Source organism: Bombilactobacillus mellifer (genome assembly GCF_000970795.1).
Taxonomy (GTDB): Bacteria; Bacillota; Bacilli; order Lactobacillales; family Lactobacillaceae; genus Bombilactobacillus; species Bombilactobacillus mellifer.
Map to the genome: position 1 here is coordinate 715,321 of NZ_KQ034028.1, position 16,718 is coordinate 732,038.

Annotated in this window: 19 protein-coding genes; 17 read left to right on the forward strand and 2 right to left on the reverse strand. The window is 41.3% G+C overall.

Going from position 1 to position 16,718, the window contains the following annotated elements:
• The 8 genes from ftsY to rplS all read left to right on the forward strand — a co-directional run bounded on the left by ftsY (position 1) and on the right by rplS (position 5,487).
• Complete coding sequence (gene ftsY / locus JG30_RS03555) at positions 1-1,314, forward strand: signal recognition particle-docking protein FtsY (protein WP_046316202.1); 1,314 nt, start codon at positions 1-3, stop codon at positions 1,312-1,314.
• On the forward strand, positions 1,307-1,648 hold the full coding sequence (locus JG30_RS03560) for a putative DNA-binding protein (RefSeq protein ID WP_046316204.1): 342 nt from the start codon (positions 1,307-1,309) through the stop codon (positions 1,646-1,648). The genes ftsY and JG30_RS03560 overlap by 8 nt, the downstream gene beginning before the upstream one ends.
• A gap of 10 nt (positions 1,649-1,658) precedes the next feature.
• Positions 1,659-3,095 (forward strand): signal recognition particle protein, encoded by a 1,437-nt coding sequence (gene ffh, locus JG30_RS03565; protein ID WP_046316205.1) that lies wholly within the window; start codon positions 1,659-1,661, stop codon positions 3,093-3,095.
• 83 nt (positions 3,096-3,178) lie between these two features.
• On the forward strand, positions 3,179-3,457 hold the full coding sequence (gene rpsP / locus JG30_RS03570) for a 30S ribosomal protein S16 (RefSeq protein WP_046316206.1): 279 nt from the start codon (positions 3,179-3,181) through the stop codon (positions 3,455-3,457).
• Between the two features lie 10 nt (positions 3,458-3,467).
• A complete protein-coding gene (locus JG30_RS03575) occupies positions 3,468-3,713 on the forward strand; it encodes a KH domain-containing protein (RefSeq protein ID WP_046316208.1) in 246 nt (81 codons plus the stop codon).
• A 57-nt stretch (positions 3,714-3,770) separates the two neighbouring features.
• Positions 3,771-4,295 carry a ribosome maturation factor RimM gene (rimM, locus tag JG30_RS03580; RefSeq protein WP_052725190.1) on the forward strand — a complete coding sequence of 175 codons (525 nt, stop codon included), beginning with the start codon at positions 3,771-3,773 and terminating at the stop codon, positions 4,293-4,295.
• Positions 4,285-5,013 (forward strand): tRNA (guanosine(37)-N1)-methyltransferase TrmD, encoded by a 729-nt coding sequence (gene trmD / locus JG30_RS03585; protein WP_046316211.1) that lies wholly within the window; start codon positions 4,285-4,287, stop codon positions 5,011-5,013. The genes rimM and trmD overlap by 11 nt, the downstream gene beginning before the upstream one ends.
• Before the next feature lie 117 nt (positions 5,014-5,130).
• The gene (gene rplS / locus JG30_RS03590) at positions 5,131-5,487 is read left to right on the forward strand and encodes a 50S ribosomal protein L19 (RefSeq protein WP_046316213.1); all 357 of its coding nucleotides are present in this window, start codon (positions 5,131-5,133) and stop codon (positions 5,485-5,487) included.
• A 203-nt stretch (positions 5,488-5,690) separates the two neighbouring features.
• On the opposite strand, the gene lexA is transcribed toward rplS, so the two are convergent.
• Positions 5,691-6,317, reverse strand: coding sequence for a transcriptional repressor LexA (lexA, locus tag JG30_RS03595; RefSeq protein WP_046316214.1), 627 nt, complete (start codon positions 6,315-6,317; stop codon positions 5,691-5,693).
• Positions 6,318-6,412: 95 nt separating this feature from the next.
• Here lexA and JG30_RS03600 point away from each other — a divergent pair, with 95 nt between their 5' ends.
• The 6 genes from JG30_RS03600 (at position 6,413) to JG30_RS03625 (ending at position 14,004) form a co-directional block, all read left to right on the forward strand.
• Complete coding sequence (locus tag JG30_RS03600; protein ID WP_046317216.1) at positions 6,413-6,664, forward strand: DUF896 domain-containing protein; 252 nt, start codon at positions 6,413-6,415, stop codon at positions 6,662-6,664.
• 63 nt (positions 6,665-6,727) lie between these two features.
• Positions 6,728-6,943 carry a YneF family protein gene (locus JG30_RS03605; protein ID WP_046316217.1) on the forward strand — a complete coding sequence of 72 codons (216 nt, stop codon included), beginning with the start codon at positions 6,728-6,730 and terminating at the stop codon, positions 6,941-6,943.
• A 63-nt stretch (positions 6,944-7,006) separates the two neighbouring features.
• Positions 7,007-8,737 (forward strand): ABC transporter ATP-binding protein, encoded by a 1,731-nt coding sequence (locus JG30_RS03610; RefSeq protein ID WP_046316221.1) that lies wholly within the window; start codon positions 7,007-7,009, stop codon positions 8,735-8,737.
• 16 nt (positions 8,738-8,753) lie between these two features.
• The gene (locus JG30_RS03615) at positions 8,754-10,538 is read left to right on the forward strand and encodes an ABC transporter ATP-binding protein (protein WP_046316224.1); all 1,785 of its coding nucleotides are present in this window, start codon (positions 8,754-8,756) and stop codon (positions 10,536-10,538) included.
• 169 nt (positions 10,539-10,707) lie between these two features.
• A complete protein-coding gene (locus tag JG30_RS03620) occupies positions 10,708-13,092 on the forward strand; it encodes an SH3 domain-containing protein (protein ID WP_052725191.1) in 2,385 nt (794 codons plus the stop codon).
• A 123-nt stretch (positions 13,093-13,215) separates the two neighbouring features.
• Positions 13,216-14,004 carry a nucleoside phosphorylase gene (locus tag JG30_RS03625; protein WP_046316226.1) on the forward strand — a complete coding sequence of 263 codons (789 nt, stop codon included), beginning with the start codon at positions 13,216-13,218 and terminating at the stop codon, positions 14,002-14,004.
• 44 nt (positions 14,005-14,048) lie between these two features.
• Here the strand turns inward: JG30_RS03625 and JG30_RS03630 are convergent, their stop codons facing one another.
• Positions 14,049-14,678 carry a lysophospholipid acyltransferase family protein gene (locus JG30_RS03630; protein ID WP_046316228.1) on the reverse strand — a complete coding sequence of 210 codons (630 nt, stop codon included), beginning with the start codon at positions 14,676-14,678 and terminating at the stop codon, positions 14,049-14,051.
• A 59-nt stretch (positions 14,679-14,737) separates the two neighbouring features.
• Between JG30_RS03630 and JG30_RS03635 the strand changes: the two genes are divergently transcribed.
• From JG30_RS03635 to rpsB, 3 genes are all read left to right on the forward strand, one after another.
• Positions 14,738-15,457: a tRNA1(Val) (adenine(37)-N6)-methyltransferase gene (locus tag JG30_RS03635; RefSeq protein WP_046316230.1), complete on the forward strand. Its 720-nt coding sequence runs from the start codon at positions 14,738-14,740 to the stop codon at positions 15,455-15,457.
• A complete protein-coding gene (locus JG30_RS03640; RefSeq protein WP_046316232.1) occupies positions 15,454-15,714 on the forward strand; it encodes a GIY-YIG nuclease family protein in 261 nt (86 codons plus the stop codon). The genes JG30_RS03635 and JG30_RS03640 overlap by 4 nt, the downstream gene beginning before the upstream one ends.
• Positions 15,715-15,842: 128 nt before the next feature.
• Entirely contained in the window at positions 15,843-16,658 is an 816-nt protein-coding gene (gene rpsB / locus JG30_RS03645) for a 30S ribosomal protein S2 (protein ID WP_046316234.1), read from the forward strand.
• The last annotated feature ends 60 nt before the right edge of the window (positions 16,659-16,718 follow it).

Genomic DNA, 16,718 nt, shown 5'->3' on the forward strand with positions numbered 1-16,718 from the left:
ATGGGACTATTTGACATTTTTAAAAAAAAGACCAACACCGCTGCACAAACTGAGGCTTCACCACAAACAGCGCCAGACAAGGATTCTGACCAGCCAGCTACGACTGCTGATTCAGCCGATACACTCGATACACCCGCCAAAAAATCTGACAGTCCAAAGCAAAAACCGACACCGGATGCATCTGAGCCTCAAGAGCAACCTACTGAGTCAACCAGTATTTCGGGCAATCCGGAACCTCCAGCTACGGATTCAAAGTCACAGACTGCAACCCCTGAGCAGGCCAGCTCCACCGCTGAACCAACTACCACCACTGAGGGTAAGGAGGCTATTTCTCAAGAAACAGGATCTACCGCAGCTGACACGGCGAAATACAATGCGGGATTAACGAAAACTCGGCATCGGTTGCGGGATCGGTTTAATGCTTTTTTGGCTAATTTTCGAAGCGTCGACGAAGAATTTTTTGATGATTTAGAAGATCTCTTAATTCAATCGGATGTGGGTTACGAAATGGCCTTAAAAATTTCAGATGCTTTACGTAATGAAGTTAAATTGCAAAATGCACAATCTAAAGCCGAAGTTTCCCGCGTTATTGTTCAAAAAATGGCGGAAATTTATTATCAAGATAGTCAAAATCAAGATTATCACTTAAACATCAACGTTCAACGTCCTTTAAATGTTATTTTATTTGTGGGAGTGAATGGGGCCGGTAAGACTACCACAATTGGTAAATTAGCTGCACGTCTGAAAAAAGATGGGCAAAAAGTGATCTTGGCGGCGGCTGATACTTTTCGGGCTGGAGCAATTGAGCAGTTACAAGTTTGGGGTAGTAAGGTGGGAGTCCAAACAGTAGCTCATGTTGCTGGCAGTGATCCCGCTTCGGTCGTTTATGATGCTTTGCAGTTAGCTCAACAAGAACATGCTAATGTTTTATTAGTGGACACTGCGGGCCGCTTACAAAATAATACTAATCTCATGAAAGAATTGGAAAAAATTAAACGGATTATTACGCGGGAAATTCCAGATGCTCCGCATGAAGTATTACTTGTCATCGATGCAACCACGGGGCAAAATGCCTTAGTTCAAGCTAAACAATTTCAAAAAGCTACCCAAGTCACGGGTTTAGTTTTAGCTAAACTGGACGGTTCTTCGCAAGGAGGTATTGTTTTAGCCATTAATGATGAATTGCATTTACCAGTGAAATTGGTCGGTTTGGGCGAACAGATGGATGATTTGCGTGATTTTGATCCGGAGATCTACGCTCAAGGGCTGTTTAGTCAACTCTTTCAAGATGAGGCGGCCAATAGCCATGAATGAGGATTTGTTAAAAACCACGCGGATTAACCTGTTGGCGGATTTTTATCAAAATTTATTAACGCCCACTCAAATTCAGTATATTAATTTGTATTATAGTGATGATTATTCTTTAGGCGAAATCGCCCAATTGCATCATGTCAGCCGTCAGGCCGTATATGATAATTTAAAACGAACAGTGACTACTTTAGAGAACTACGAACAGCGACTGCATTTATATCGGAATTTTAACCAACGCCAGCAACTAATTGATCAAATCCAGCAATGCATTGTCAAAAAATATCCGAATGATGTACACTTGAAAGCGTTAGTAGATCAGTTAGCTCAACTGGAATAGGAGAGATTTTATGGCATTTGAAGGTTTAAGCGAACGTTTACAAAATACTTTTGCAAAATTACGCGGTAAGGGTAAAGTTACAAAAGCTGACGTGCAAGAAATGATGCGCGAGGTCCGATTAGCCTTATTGGAAGCGGACGTTAATTTTGATGTCACGAAAAATTTTATTAAAACCGTCCAAGAACGTGCCGTGGGGAGTGAAGTACTCGATAGTCTAACTCCGGCACAGCAAGTTATTAAAATCGTCAATGAAGAATTAACCAAGATTATGGGTTCTTCCGCCGTCTTATTAAATCAAGCTTCTCATATTCCCACGGTGATTATGCTGGTGGGTCTACAAGGCTCTGGGAAAACCACATCTGCGGGCAAATTAGTTAAATATTTACAAGCTGAAAAAAATGCGCGTCCACTCTTAATTGCAGCAGATGTCTATCGCCCGGCGGCCATTGACCAGTTACAAACTATCGGCCAGCAGGTCCAAGTTCCGGTTTATGATGAAGGTACGAACCAAGACCCGGTGGAAATTGTTCGTCATGGCTTAGAAACCGCGCAAGCCAAAAAGAATGATTATGTTTTAATAGATACCGCGGGCCGCTTGGAAATTGATGACCAATTGATGAGTGAATTAAGTCGGATCAAACAAGTGGCGCAGCCGACGGAAATTTTACTGGTTGTTGATTCTATGACCGGTCAAGCAGCCACGCATGTTGCCGAAGGGTTTAATGACCGTTTAGATATTAGTGGGGTTATTTTAACTAAATTAGACGGTGATACTCGGGGCGGAGCGGCGCTATCTATTCGGGCTGTCACTGGCAAACCCATCAAGTTTGTAGGTTCCGGGGAAAAATTAGATGCGCTGGAAGTGTTTCATCCAGATCGGATGGCAGATCGGATTCTGGGCATGGGTGATGTTTTAACACTCATTGAAAAAGCGGAAAAGGACTACGATGAAAAACAGGCCGCCGCTTTAACCCGGAAAATGCAAGAGAATACTTTTGATTTTAATGATTTTGTCGATCAATTGGAACAAATGCAAAAAATGGGTCCCATGGATGAAATTATGAAAATGATGCCAGGCATGGCGGCCAATCCTGCCTTAAAAAATGTCCACATGGATCCTCAAGATATTGAACATCTCAAAGCGGTTGTCTATTCGATGACTCCCCAAGAACGTCAGACCCCAGAACTCTTGAATCCTTCTCGGCGACGGCGGATCGCGACCGGTTCTGGCCGACCATTAGTGGAAGTCAATCGCATGATCAAACAATTTAAGCAGATGCAAACCTTAATGCAAAAGATGTCCAAAGGTAATTTTAACGGTATGGAACAAATGATGGGCCCCGGCTTACAAGGAAAAATTGGCAAAATGGCGATGGGATCAATGGTGCGGCGTACTAAAAAACGTAAGAAAAAACGGTTAAAAAAGGTCAAGCGATTTAAATCGTAATCTGTAAAGAATTTTTCCTTTACACACTGTAGCAATTTCAGTATAATAAATCAGGTTAAGAAATTATTTGGAGGAATTTAACTATGACAGTAAAAATTCGGATGCGGCGGATGGGTAGTAAAAGACGCCCCTTCTATCGAATTGTAGTGGCGGATTCCAGATCTCCGCGTGATGGTCGTTTTATTCAAGAAATTGGACATTATAATCCTTTAAATGACGATCAACTTAAAATTGATGCCGCTGCTGCTTTAGAATGGATGCAAAAGGGTGCTCAACCGTCCGATACGGTGCGTAATTTGTTTCAAAAACAAGGCATCATGAAACAATATCATGAAGCTAAATTAGCCCATAAAGCTCAATAGAGAATGTGTAATGCAAGCAGTAATTACTAATTTAATTAAAGCGATTGTGCTGCCTTTGGCCGATAGCCCTGAATTGGTGCAGATTCAAACCACCACAACGCCGGACAGTTTGATTTTTGATTTACATGTCAGCGCCAAAGATGCTGGTCGGATTATTGGTAAACAAGGACGAGTCGCTCAAGCGATCCGCACTGTTGTCTATTCACAAAATAATGATCAGAATCGACGTATTAAATTAAATATTATTCCAGAATAAATAAAAGCGGTTGGACAGTAAGTGTCAAAGCCGCTTTTATTTTCGAGGTTTTTCAAGATGACAGAAATGCAATATCTCCGAGTGGGCCGTGTTCTCAGTTTTCATGGTTTACAAGGAGAAATGAAATTACAAGTGATCTCAGATGATCCTGAACAACGTTTTGCGCCCCAAACGCAATTATCTTTGCAACACGATACCCAAAGACAGGCCGTGACGGTGCAAACCTCGCGGCCATATAAAGGTTTTTGGCTGGTGAAATTTGTCGAAATTAATGATTTGACAGAGGCCGAAATTTATCGTAATTGGGAAGTTATGATTGCCACGGACCAATTATCTCCTTTACCAACCGGTCAATATTATTATAAGGATATTATGGGCATTAAAGTTGTCGATCAACAACGGGGTTATTTGGGACAAGTGAGCGATATTTTAGCATTAGGTCCCAATGATGTCTGGGTCATTACGAATTCCGCCGGACAAGAAATTCTCATCCCTATTATTAAAAGTGTTTTATTGCAAGTAAATTTGTCGGAGGCTACAGCCACTGTAGATCTGCCTGAAGGTTTAATTGATGAAAATTGATATTTTAACTTTATTTCCCCAAATGTTTGTTCCACTCAATGAGTCCTTACTGGGGAAAGCCCAAGCCAAACAATTATTAGAAATTGCTATATGCGATTTTCGCCAATATGCGACTAATAAACAACATCATGTTGATGATACACCTTATGGGGGCGGTGCAGGGATGCTCTTGCAACCACAGCCTATTTATCGGGCTATGGATGCCATTAATGCGCAAGACACCGGCAAAAAGCGTGTTATTTTATTGGATCCGGCGGGGCAAAAATTTAATCAAGCATTGGCCCAAGACTTAGCCCAAGAGCAGCATTTAGTTTTTATTTGCGGTCATTATGAGGGCTTTGATGAACGGATTGAGCGTTTAGCTACCGATAAAGTATCACTGGGTGATTTTGTACTGACTGGAGGCGAAATGGCAGCCATGGTAATGATTGATGCCTTGGCGCGGTTTGTGCCGGGGGTCTTAGGCAATGAAACATCAGCTTATTCGGATTCTTTTAGCGCCGGGTTACTGGAATATCCGCAATATACTCGTCCAGCAGAATATCGGGGGATGAAAGTCCCCGAAATTTTATTAAGTGGCAATCACCAAAAAATTGCCCAATGGCGTCGTCAGCAAGCCCTAAAAAAAACCTGGTTGCAACGCCCCGATTTACTGGCCCAAACAGCTTTAACTACTGCGGATTTGAATTATCTTGATACTTTAACTTCGGAAGATTAGACTTTACAATTTATAAAATCATGCTATAGTGGAGTTTGTGTGATTACACAAATCAGCCGATATTCCGCTGTTATGTTCCGATTTTCATGAGTGTCGGTAAATAAAGGAGGGGCTCTTATGCAAAGCCCATTAATTGATCAAGTAACCAAATCTCAATTGCGTACCGATCTGCCAGATTTTCGTCCCGGAGATACTATTCGTGTCCATGCGAAAGTTGTTGAAGGTAATCGGGAACGGATTCAGATTTTTGAAGGCGTGGTTATCAAACGTCGGGGTAGCGGCATTAGTGCTACTTACACTGTCCGTAAAATCAGCAGTGGCGTCGGTGTGGAAAGAACTTTTCCTTTACATTCACCTCGGGTAGCCAAAATTGAGGTCGTTCGTCAAGGCCGGGTACGGCGGGCAAAGCTTTATTACTTGCGTTCCTTACGTGGAAAAGCAGCGCGTATCCCAGAAAAACGGCGTAATAAATAACTATCAAAAGTCTGACCGTCAGGGTCAGATTTTTTTGATGGAATTAAGAGCAGCTAGGTATCAATCTGTAAAAACTAATTATTCAAAGGTTGGAACAAATTAGTCTATAAGCTAAGTTATGTGAATTAAAAAAATCATCAACTGTCTTACCCGCAATGCTAATTTTTTCGTTGCAAAAAAAAGACCAGTTTATATAACTGGTCTTAATTAATAGTTGCCCGATACAGGGCCACCACTTTGCCGAGAATTTGCACATTAGGTAGGATAATCGGTTCATAAGCCTCATTTTCCGGCTGCAAACGAATTTGATGCGCTTCTTTAAAGAAACGCTTACAAGTGGCTTCATTATCCGCATTCATCGCAATGACAATTTCACCATTTTCGGCTGTGGCTTGCTGGCGGACGATCACAGCGTCACCATCCAAAATGCCGGCATTAATCATACTATCGCCTTGAATGGTCAGCATGAATAAATTTTGATCCGTCACTTTTAAGTTCGGCGGTAAAGGGAAAAAATCACTAGCTTGTTCTTGAAGGGCCAGGATAGGAGCGCCGGCAGTAACGATGCCTAACATCGGGATTTGTTCTTGGGTTAGCCCCAGAGCTTGGCGACCGCTCTTGGTAATTTCTAAGGTACGAGGCTTAGTCGGATCACGTTGAATAAAACCACGTTTTTGCAAACGCTGCAAATAACCGTGGACGGTTGAGGTAGAAGAAAGTCCCACAGTCTGACAAATTTCGCGGACCGTTGGGGGATAGCCTAAATTATGAACGTGATCCGAAATACAACGTAAAACCTCCAATTGTTTTGCAGTAATTGATTGACTCATAATAAAACTCCTAGTATCTTATATTAATAAGATAGCATAGTCCAGAAATGGTTTCAAACAGGTGTTCGTTAGGAGAGAAACAAAAAGTGCCACAAATGAATGTTAGTAAACGACAACGGGAATTAATTTCTCGAATCAATGAATTAGCGCAAAAACAGAAAACGCAAGGCCTGGATTTAACCGAAAAACGTGAGCAAGCCGCTTTACGTCAACAATATTTGGCTAATTTTCGCCAAGGATTAAAAGATCAGATCGAACATACCGTTTTATATGATAAGCAAGGTCATGAAATTACTTCGCATAAAGTCCGCCAGATTCAACATAAGCATGGCTGGCGTCCAGATTAATTTTGCGAAATCGTCTAAAGTTTTATAAACTAGTAATGTATTTTAAATTAAAGGATGATTGAAATGGGAATAACAATTGTAGTGGGCATTGTGATGCTACTAATTGGTTTGGCTGCGGGGTTCTTTGGAGCTCGAGCTTACATGAAAAAATATTTACAAGATAATCCGCCAATTTCAGCGGATATGATGCGGCAAATGATGGCTCAAATGGGACAAAAACCCTCACAAAAGAAACTAAATCAAATGATGCAAATGATGAAAAATCAAGCCAAGAAATAAATATTTTGATTGTAAAAGCAGCGCATGCTGCTTTTTTAATTGTCACGGAAGTTGAGGTTATTGATGGGAATCTTTAAAAAATTATGGTGGTTTTTTTATAAACAAAAACGGCGCTATCTAATTGGAATTCTTTTTCTTTTTTTAACAGCACTTTCTAATTTAATCATTCCGCGGGCGATTGGTCAGTTTGCCGATTGGGCTAATCAGCGCCAACTGACTGCTGGACATTTGGGGCAGCTGTTAGGGATTATTTTAGCTGCAGGACTGGGACAATATATTTTTCGGTATGCTTGGCGCAACCAGATTTGGGGCGGGGCCGCGGATTTAGAACGGCAGCTGCGCAGTCAATTATTTTGGCATTATTTGAATATGGATGATACCTTTTTTCAACGTCATCGGATAGGCGATTTAATGGCGCGTTGTACTAATGATATCACTGCTGTCCAAAATGTGGCCGGTATTGGGATTTTAACCTTTGCCGATTCCATTATTACGGGGGGCACCACAATTATTGCAATGATTTTGTTTGTGGATTGGAAATTAACTTTAATTGCTATTATCCCTCTGCCTTTTTTGGCGCTAATGGCAGCGGTTTTAGGCCGCTTACTGCATCAACGTTTTGCGCAAGCCCAAGCGGCATTTTCCCAATTAAGTAATAAGACGCAAGAAAGTATGACGGGAATTAAGGTAATTAAAACGTTAGGCCAAGAAACCGAAGATATTGCAGATTTTAATCAACAAGTAGACCGAACCATCGCGATAAATCGTCAAGTTAATTTCATCGATGCGCTGTTTGATCCGACCACCGGTTTTATTATTGGTTTGACGTTTGTGATTACGATTTTATATGGTTCTCATTTAATTTTGCAGCAGGTAATTACGATTGGTCAATTAATTGCTTTTGTGGGTTATATTAATAATTTAGTTTGGCCGATGTTTGCTATTGGCCGGTTATTTAATGTCTTAGAACGGGGCAATGCGAGCTATGATCGGATTCAGAGTATTTTGCATGAACCTTCCTTAATTGCCGAACACCCAAACGCCAACCTTAGTCTGAATCGGCCGGATTTAGATTTTAATATTCAGTCGTTTACTTATCCCGATGGACAACAGCCAGTTTTATCAAAAGTGCAGTTTACTTTGCCGTTTGGCCAAACATTGGGAATTGTTGGCCGCGTGGGTTCCGGTAAAAGCACAATTGTCAAATTATTACTGCGGCGTTTTGATCAATACCAGGGTTTAATTAAAATTGGTGGTCACGATATTCGTTCATATTCTTTAGACACCTTACTGCAAACGATTGGTTATGTTCCGCAAACCAGTTTTTTATTTTCCACAACTGTCCAAAACAATATTCGCTTTGGAGATTATGCTACTAATCAACAGCAAGTCCAAAAAGCAGCTCAACTGGGAGATATCGATCAGGATATTCAAAATTTAACAGATGGCTATCAGACTTTAGTTGGTGAACGGGGCATTTCGTTATCGGGCGGACAAAAACAACGGGTCTCTATTGCCCGTGCTTTAGTTAAACAGCCGCAAATTTTAATTTTAGATGATTCGACCTCGGCAGTGGATGCCAAAACTGAAGTCGAGATTACTCATAATTTACGTACCAATGCTCCTAAGCAATCGACGATTATTATTTCTCAACGTCTCCGTAGTGTAATGGATGCCGATCAAATTATTGTGCTGGAGGCAGGCCAAATTATCCAACGCGGCAAGCATGTGGATTTGATCCAACAACCTGGTTGGTATGCTGATATGTGGCAACGTCAACAAATGAATTATTGAAAAGGCGGTATGCATAATGGAAACAACCCAACAAAAGTATCAAAGTTTAACTACTAAAGAACAATTACATATTGTTCATCGTTTATTGGGCTTTGCTGCTCAATATCGCCAGTCTTTTTTGTTATCGATGGTCGCGGTGCTTGTTCAGTCAGTAATGAACATGTTATTGCCGCGTTTTTTACAGCATTACATGGATACGTATCTGGTGCGCACAACTTTGGCTGAAAAAATTATTATCGTTAGTGCAGCCTTTTATTTGCTGGGAGTAATTATTCGATCCGCGGCTCAATTCACGACCACTTTTGCTTTTAATATGGGTAGTGAATATATGTTAGAAAGTTTGCGCCGCGCTTTATTTGCCAAATTGCATCGTCTGGGCATGAGTTATTTTGACCGCACACCGGCAGGTTCAATTGTGTCACGTGTCAATAATGATACCGCATCCATTGCCGATTTTATGCAGGTTTTTTTATCGGGAATGGTAGGTATTTTTGCGATCGTTACAGCTTTTATTGCCATGTGGTTAACGGATCGGACGGCGGCTTTAGCAGTTTTGGCTTTTTTGCCACTGCTGATTTTATCAATTTGGGTTTACAGCAAATATAGCTCCAGTGCTTATCGTTATATGCGCCAAAAATTAAGTGAAATTAATACACGGATTAGCGAAACTATTCAAGGAATTGAAATTATTCAAAATTTTCGTCAGCAACCTCGTATTCGCCAAGAGTTTGAACAAACTAATCAAGAATATCTGCAATCACGGCGCTCGATGATTAAAATTAATTCGTTATTATTGTCGCCAATTGTTAATTTGTTATATACTTTAGCCCTAATCGCCGCGTTGTATGTTTTAGGATTGCATACACATTTGGGTCTGTTACAAGCGGGGATGATTTATGCTTTTACAACTTATATTAGTCAATTCTTTAATCCCATCACAAATATGATGGATAATCTGTCATTTTTCCAAGATGGGGTCGTAGCTGGCTATCGCTCTTTTAAAATTTTAGATAGTCAAGAATATGGTCCGCAACAAACGGTTGCTGACAATACACCTTGCATTACCGCCGGAGCCATTGAATTTCGCCATGTCAGTTTTGCTTATCCTAATGGTCCGGAAGTTTTACATGATATCTCCTTTAAGGTTCCAGCCGGAGCTAGCTTAGGGATTGTCGGACATACGGGTAGTGGTAAAAGTACCTTAATCAATATTATGTTGCGTTTTTATGAATATGGTCAGGGCCAGATCTTAATTGATGGCCACGATCTGCGCCAAATTCCTCAGGCGCAACTTCGTCAAAAAATCGGTTTGGTTTTGCAAGATTCTTATTTGTTTTATGGGGATATTAATTTTAATATTCGATTATATAATCAAAATATTTCTGACCGCCAAATTCAAGCGGCCGCCCAATTAGTTGATGCCGATGAGTTTATTCAACAGTTGCCACAGCAGTATCAAACTGTGATTAACCCTGGCGGCAGCAGCTTATCGGCTGGACAACGGCAATTAATTTCTTTTGCGCGAACTATTGCTGCGGATCCTAAAATTTTAGTGTTAGATGAGGCCACTGCCAATATCGATACCGAAACGGAAGATTTAATTCAAGCCAGCTTGAAACGAATGCAGCAGGGACGCACAACGATCGCGATTGCACACCGCTTATCCACCATTAAACATGCTAATCATATTTTGGTATTGGACCAAGGTCGAATTGTAGAGTATGGCACGCATCAAAGTCTCTTGCAACAGCGGGGAAAATACTATGAACTGTATAAATTGCAAGAACAAGATGCGATTTAATGTGCGGGCGTTAATCTGCGATAAATTATTTGAATGAATCCATGTTTCCAGTCTAACAACTCGAAATAAATATGTTAAAATTATCCTAATAGTGATTAAACGTTTGGGGGAGCTTGAACTACTCTAAATGTAAGTTTCAATTACTGTATTTGATGAAGGGGTTAAAAACATGCAAAAGAACAATCTTGCTAAAACGGTGACCTTGACGTTACTGTGTCCCGTATTATTAACTGGACTCAGTGTGCATAAAGCATCTGCCGCTACTGAGCAACAGCCGCAACAAACAGACGTCAATCAGTCACAAGAAGCTGACACGGCAACTACTGGGACTAGCAACACTAAAAAAGCCACGGTTCCAAATGCCAAACCGGATACTAAATCAGATGCTGCCGACGAAACGGTAACAAGTCGAGTTGCAAATAACAATTTGACCCAGCAAACTTTAGCTACAACAAGTGCGCCATTATCAGATGCTGCTGCAAAGACTTCTGCAACGGACGGGACATCAGCTGTAACCAATGCAGCCGATACTTCGGTGGCTAATAACCAGCTGACAGAACCCACAACTTCCGTTGCTCCAACGGCGAATCAAACTGATACGGCAGCTGAATCTCAACCGTCCCAATCGGATGAGCCAGTCAGCAATGCAAATAGCAACAATGTGAATCAATCGGAAACCAATACAGCGGCGACTGGATCAACGACGAGTACTAATAACCAGTCTACGAACCCTGCTGCCAATCAACCGACAACTGATCAGTCAAGTCTGGATTCGCGCGGGGTTGATTACCGAAATGAATTTTTGAATCAAATTAAACAAGCAGTAATTGCAGGCTGGGGAAAATATGGGGTTTTACCTTCCGTAGCGGCCGCTCAAGCCATTAATGAAAGTGGCTGGGGCCAATCTTCTTTAGCACAACAAGGGAATAATCTCTTTGGGATTAAAGCCGATGCCAGTTGGCATGGAGCCGTTATTAATTATCCTACTCAAGAACAAAACCCTAATGGATCCATCGTGACCGTCAATGCTAATTTCCGAAAATACAACAATTGGGGAGAAAGTATTGATGATCATGGAAAATTTTTAGTCCAAAACTCCCGTTATCGTAATTTATTAGGTCAAAAAGATGCTTGGACAGTAGCTAATTTACTACATCAAGATGGTTACGCTACGGCTTTAAATTATGCTGATAGCTTGATGCAATTGATCCGGCAATTTAATTTAACTGCTTGGGATCAAGAAGCCTTTAGATTGGCACAAAGTCCATATCAACCAGAAACTAACGATAGCAATACTTATTATTTCCAGTACGCAACTAATATCCGTACGGCTCCCAGCCTGCAAGCTCCAGTTGTAGGTCAATATGCACCTGGAGATTCGGTACGTTACATTAGTACTGTTCAAGCTGACGGTTTTACTTGGTTAAAATATTTATCTTATTCGGGTAGTTTTCGCTATGTAGCGGCAACTAATGATGCAGCGTTACCTAGTCAACCGACTACCCCAACCCAACCAACAACCCCAACAAAGCCGACTACACCTACTACTCCGAACAATGTCACTAATCAAAATGGCACCTATACTTTTACTGTCAATACCAACATTCGCACGGCGGCCAGCACCCAAGCTTCAGTTGTCGGAATGTATGCCGCCGGAGAGTCGGTGCGCTACAATGGTATTTTACAAGCTGATGGTTATACGTGGTTACGTTACGTGGCGGCTTCCGGGAATACCCGCTATGTAGCAGTCGTGGATGGGACTGTTAATTCGAGCTCGACACCGACTACCCCAACCCAACCGACAACTCCGACACAGCCGATCACACCGACTACTCCAAACAATGTAGCTAATCAAAACGGCACCTATACTTTTACCGTCAACACCAACATTCGCACGGCGGCCAGCACCCAAGCTTCGATTGTCGGAATGTATGCTGCTGGAGAGTCGGTACGCTATAACGGTACTTTACAAGCTGATGGTTATACGTGGTTACGGTATGTAGCAGCTTCCGGGAATACTCGGTATGTAGCGGTCGTAGATGGTAATTTAACTAATTCGGGAACCAATAATTCACAGTCTTCACAAAGTGCTTCCCGTCCAGTTCAGGATAATTCTGTCAGCAATGAAGCTGGGACTTTTACATTCCAGTATGATACTAATATTCGCACAGCGGCCAATACTCAAGCTCAAGTGGTCGGAATGTATGCTGCCGGCGAAACAGTCCGCTATAATGCCAAGATCCAAGCAGATGGTTATACATGGTTAAGATATACGTCCGCTTCCGGCAATACCCGTTATGTGGCTGCCATTACTAATTCAGGTCCAGTTATGAATAACCCGGTTAGCACAACTGGCAATAATGCTAGTGGCAACTATCAGTTTACGGCAAACACGAATATTCGAACGGCACCTTCTACAACTGCGCAGGTGGTTGGCTTATACAATGCCGGTGAAGTGGTGCACTATATTGGTCAAGTACAAGCCGAGGGGTATACTTGGTTGAAATATGTTGCACTTTCCGGCAATGTACGCTATGTTGCTGTCGTTAACTAAATTATTGAAATAATTTTACTAAGTATTCCAGCGATGATTTAAACTAGTGTCAGGCTAGTTGATCATCGCTTTTTTCGAATAACTGCTGCGCAATGGTCGGCAATAGTTAAGGAGTTTTCTTATATGACCTTTCAATCAAGACAATGGCCGATTTTAGACTTTGATCCCAGTCCAGAAGCACTTTTAAATCCGACTCATGAAAATTTAGGCTTACAAGTCCCCCGCCAATTTGTCATGGCTTTTGTCGGCAAACAGGTTCCACTTTATGCTTGGAGTCATCATGCCCGCCGATTAGGGACTTTTAGCTGCGTCTCCCAAAAAATTCCTATCTATCAGGTAAAGGGCAAGCATAGATCTATCGGCATTTGCGCAGCGCCAGTAGGAGCTGCTCTGGCGGTCCAATTGTTGGATTGGTTGATTGGGTATGGAGCGCAACAAATTATTGTTACCGGATCTTGCGGGACGTTAAATGCCTTGCCGGAAAATAAATTTCTCATTCCGACCGCTGCTTTACGGGATGAAGGCACTTCTTATCACTATTTACCTCCACAGCGGTGGGTAGCTTTAGATTCTAAATTAATTGCCCAATTACAACAAACGTTATTCAAACATGGCTATGATTGTACTTTGTGCCGAACATGGACAACAGATGGCTTTTTTCGCGAAACTCAAGATTTGGTTAATTGTCGGCAACAAGAGGGATGCTCTGTGGTAGAAATGGAATGTGCGGCTTTGGCAGCATGTGCACAATTTCGTAAAGTTCAGTTGGCCCAACTATTATATAGTGCTGATACTTTAGCCGCTGGGCAGCATCAAAATCGGCACTGGGGTCGCCAAGTTCAAGGATTGGCCTTAAGACTGAGCATTGCCAGCTTGCAAGAAATGCCGGCAACTGAAAAAAAGGAGCCTTGATGAACTAAAAATAGCTGCTTATTACAGCAGCTATTTTACATAGGTTATTTTTTTTTCGGTAAAGGCCGATAATGAAAACTAGGATCAATACTATAATCAATCGCATCCCAGGCTTGTTGCATTTGCTGATTAACGATTTCGGTGTTTTGCTCTGTCATCTTCATATCCTTGGCAATTTTAATAGGTTGCCCGAATTTGATAGTACAGCGCTGCCTTTTTAAAAAACCCGTAAAAGTAATGGGACCTTGGTAAACCACAGGCACTAAAGGTTTTTTAGATAACTTAGCAATGAGTACTGCACCACCTTTGAGTTGTGTGGAATAACGTGTTCCCGAAGGAAACATGATCAGACTTAAATGGCGGGCATTGAGATCACGCACGGGAGTTTTGATCGTCGAGGGTCCGGGATGTTGCCGATCTACTGGAAAAGCATTCGCATGTTTTAAAATAAAACGGATAAATGGATTTTGAAAGAGTTCTTTTTTCGCCATAAAAGCACACGGCGTAGGGCTGACCGCTAAAGCAAATAAAAGTGGTTCCCACCAAGTTCGGTGGGGAGCCACGATGATATAAGAATCGTTTGGAGGTAATTGTTGGCGGTTTTCATAATGAACATTACCATTGAGAATCCAAACAATCCCTCGTACAATATGTACCATGAATTTATAAAACATAAGACAACCTCAAAAAATTATTTTCGCTATACATTATAGCAAATTAAGGACAGTAATAAATGACAAAAACCAAAGAACGGGTACCAGGCTTTGATTTAGATTTATTCCAAGACACGGAATTGTTTCGCAGTTCCATTGATTCAGTGCTGCTTGCAAACTGGATTCAATTGAAACCGCAGCAAAAATTAGTGGATTTATGTAGTGGTAGTGGATTAATCGGCTTGTGTTTAGCGCAAAAATTTCAAGTGCCTACCGTGTTATTGGAATTACAGGCTGCTCTGGCACAGCTGGCGCAAGAAACAATCACTTATAATCATTTACAATCGCATGCCAAAATTATTCACACCGATATTAAACAGGCTTTACATTACGTTGGGCATGATAGTATAGATGTAATTACTTGTAATCCGCCTTATTTCAAAGCGCAACATAGTCCGATTTTGGGAAAATCGCTTTCCCAAAATATAGCGCGGCATGAATTATATTTTGATTTACCCTTATTAGGGCAAATTGCCAGTGCGCTTTTAAAGGACAATGGTCTGTTATACTTGGTTTATCGCTTAGATCGCTTTTTTGAATTGGCACAAGTTTTACAAACTTATCATCTACCTATTAAAGAAACGCTCTTTATTTATCCGCACCAAAATGCTTCGGCTAATTTAGTTTTAATTAAATGTCGCAAAACACGCCGGCAGAGTGGTTATAAAGTTTGGCCGGGCTTAGTTTTATACACAGAAGATGGGCATTATAGTAAACAACTGCGGGCTTTTTGCTCATGAAGACCTCACCACAGTATTCAGTTTATATTGTTGAATGTCAAGACCATACGCTCTATACTGGGATGGCGCGCAATGTTTCACAACGAATTGCCCAACATAATGCGGGCACGGGTGCAAAATACACTCGAGCCCGCCGGCCGGTAGTTTTACGCTATCAAGAAGTAGTTGGTAGTCGTTCGCAAGCTTTGAAACGGGAATGGGCTATTAAACAATTGTCACGCAAGCAAAAATTAAAATTAATTCAATCTCAATCTTGATTATTAGGGCTAGTTCGATTAAAATGACTAGTTGTACTAAATACACACGTTAATTAGGACTGGTGGTGCGTCTAAGACGTTCAAAGTCTGACAAAATTAACGGCGGAAAAAACCATGGAGGAAATTTTATGTCAGTTTTATCAATGAAACAATTGTTAGAAGCAGGGGTTCATTTTGGACACCAAACACGGCGTTGGAATCCGAAAATGAAGCCGTATATTTTTACCCAAAGAAACGGAATCTACATTATCGATCTACAAAAAACAGTACACATGATCGATGATGCGTATAACTTCGTAAAAGATGTAGCCGCTGACGATGGAGTTTTCCTATTTGTAGGAACCAAAAAGCAAGCCCAAGATTCCATCGCGGAAGAAGCTACACGTGCGGGTCAATTTTATGTAAATCACCGTTGGTTAGGGGGAACTTTAACCAATTGGGATACTATTCAAAGTCGGATTAAACGATTAAAACAAATTAAAAAAATGGCGGAAGATGGAACCTTTGAACGGCTTCCGAAAAAAGAAACCGCCTTATTAGTTAAACAACAACAAAAACTAGAAAAATTCTTAGGCGGAATTGAAGATATGCCACGGATTCCCGATGTTATGTTTATTGTGGATCCCCATAAAGAAAGCATTGCAGTTAAAGAAGCGCATAAATTGAATATTCCTATTGTTGCAATGGTGGATACAAACACCGATCCTGATGATATCGATGTTATTATTCCTTCAAACGATGATGCTATTCGAGCTGTGCGTTTGATCACTTCCAAAATGGCAGATGCAGTCATTGAAGGTCATCAAGGTGAAGATAATGATGATGTTGAGGAAGCTGATTTTAACCCTGATAGTTCAGCACCAGTAGCAGATACTGTGGGTAATCAAAAAGCGGATTCGATCGAAGAAGTAGTCGCTCAAGAAGCCACAGACGATAACGAGTAATAATTTTTCAGATGACAAGCTATCTTGTAAATTATGATTCAAGATAGTTTTTGTGGTGTG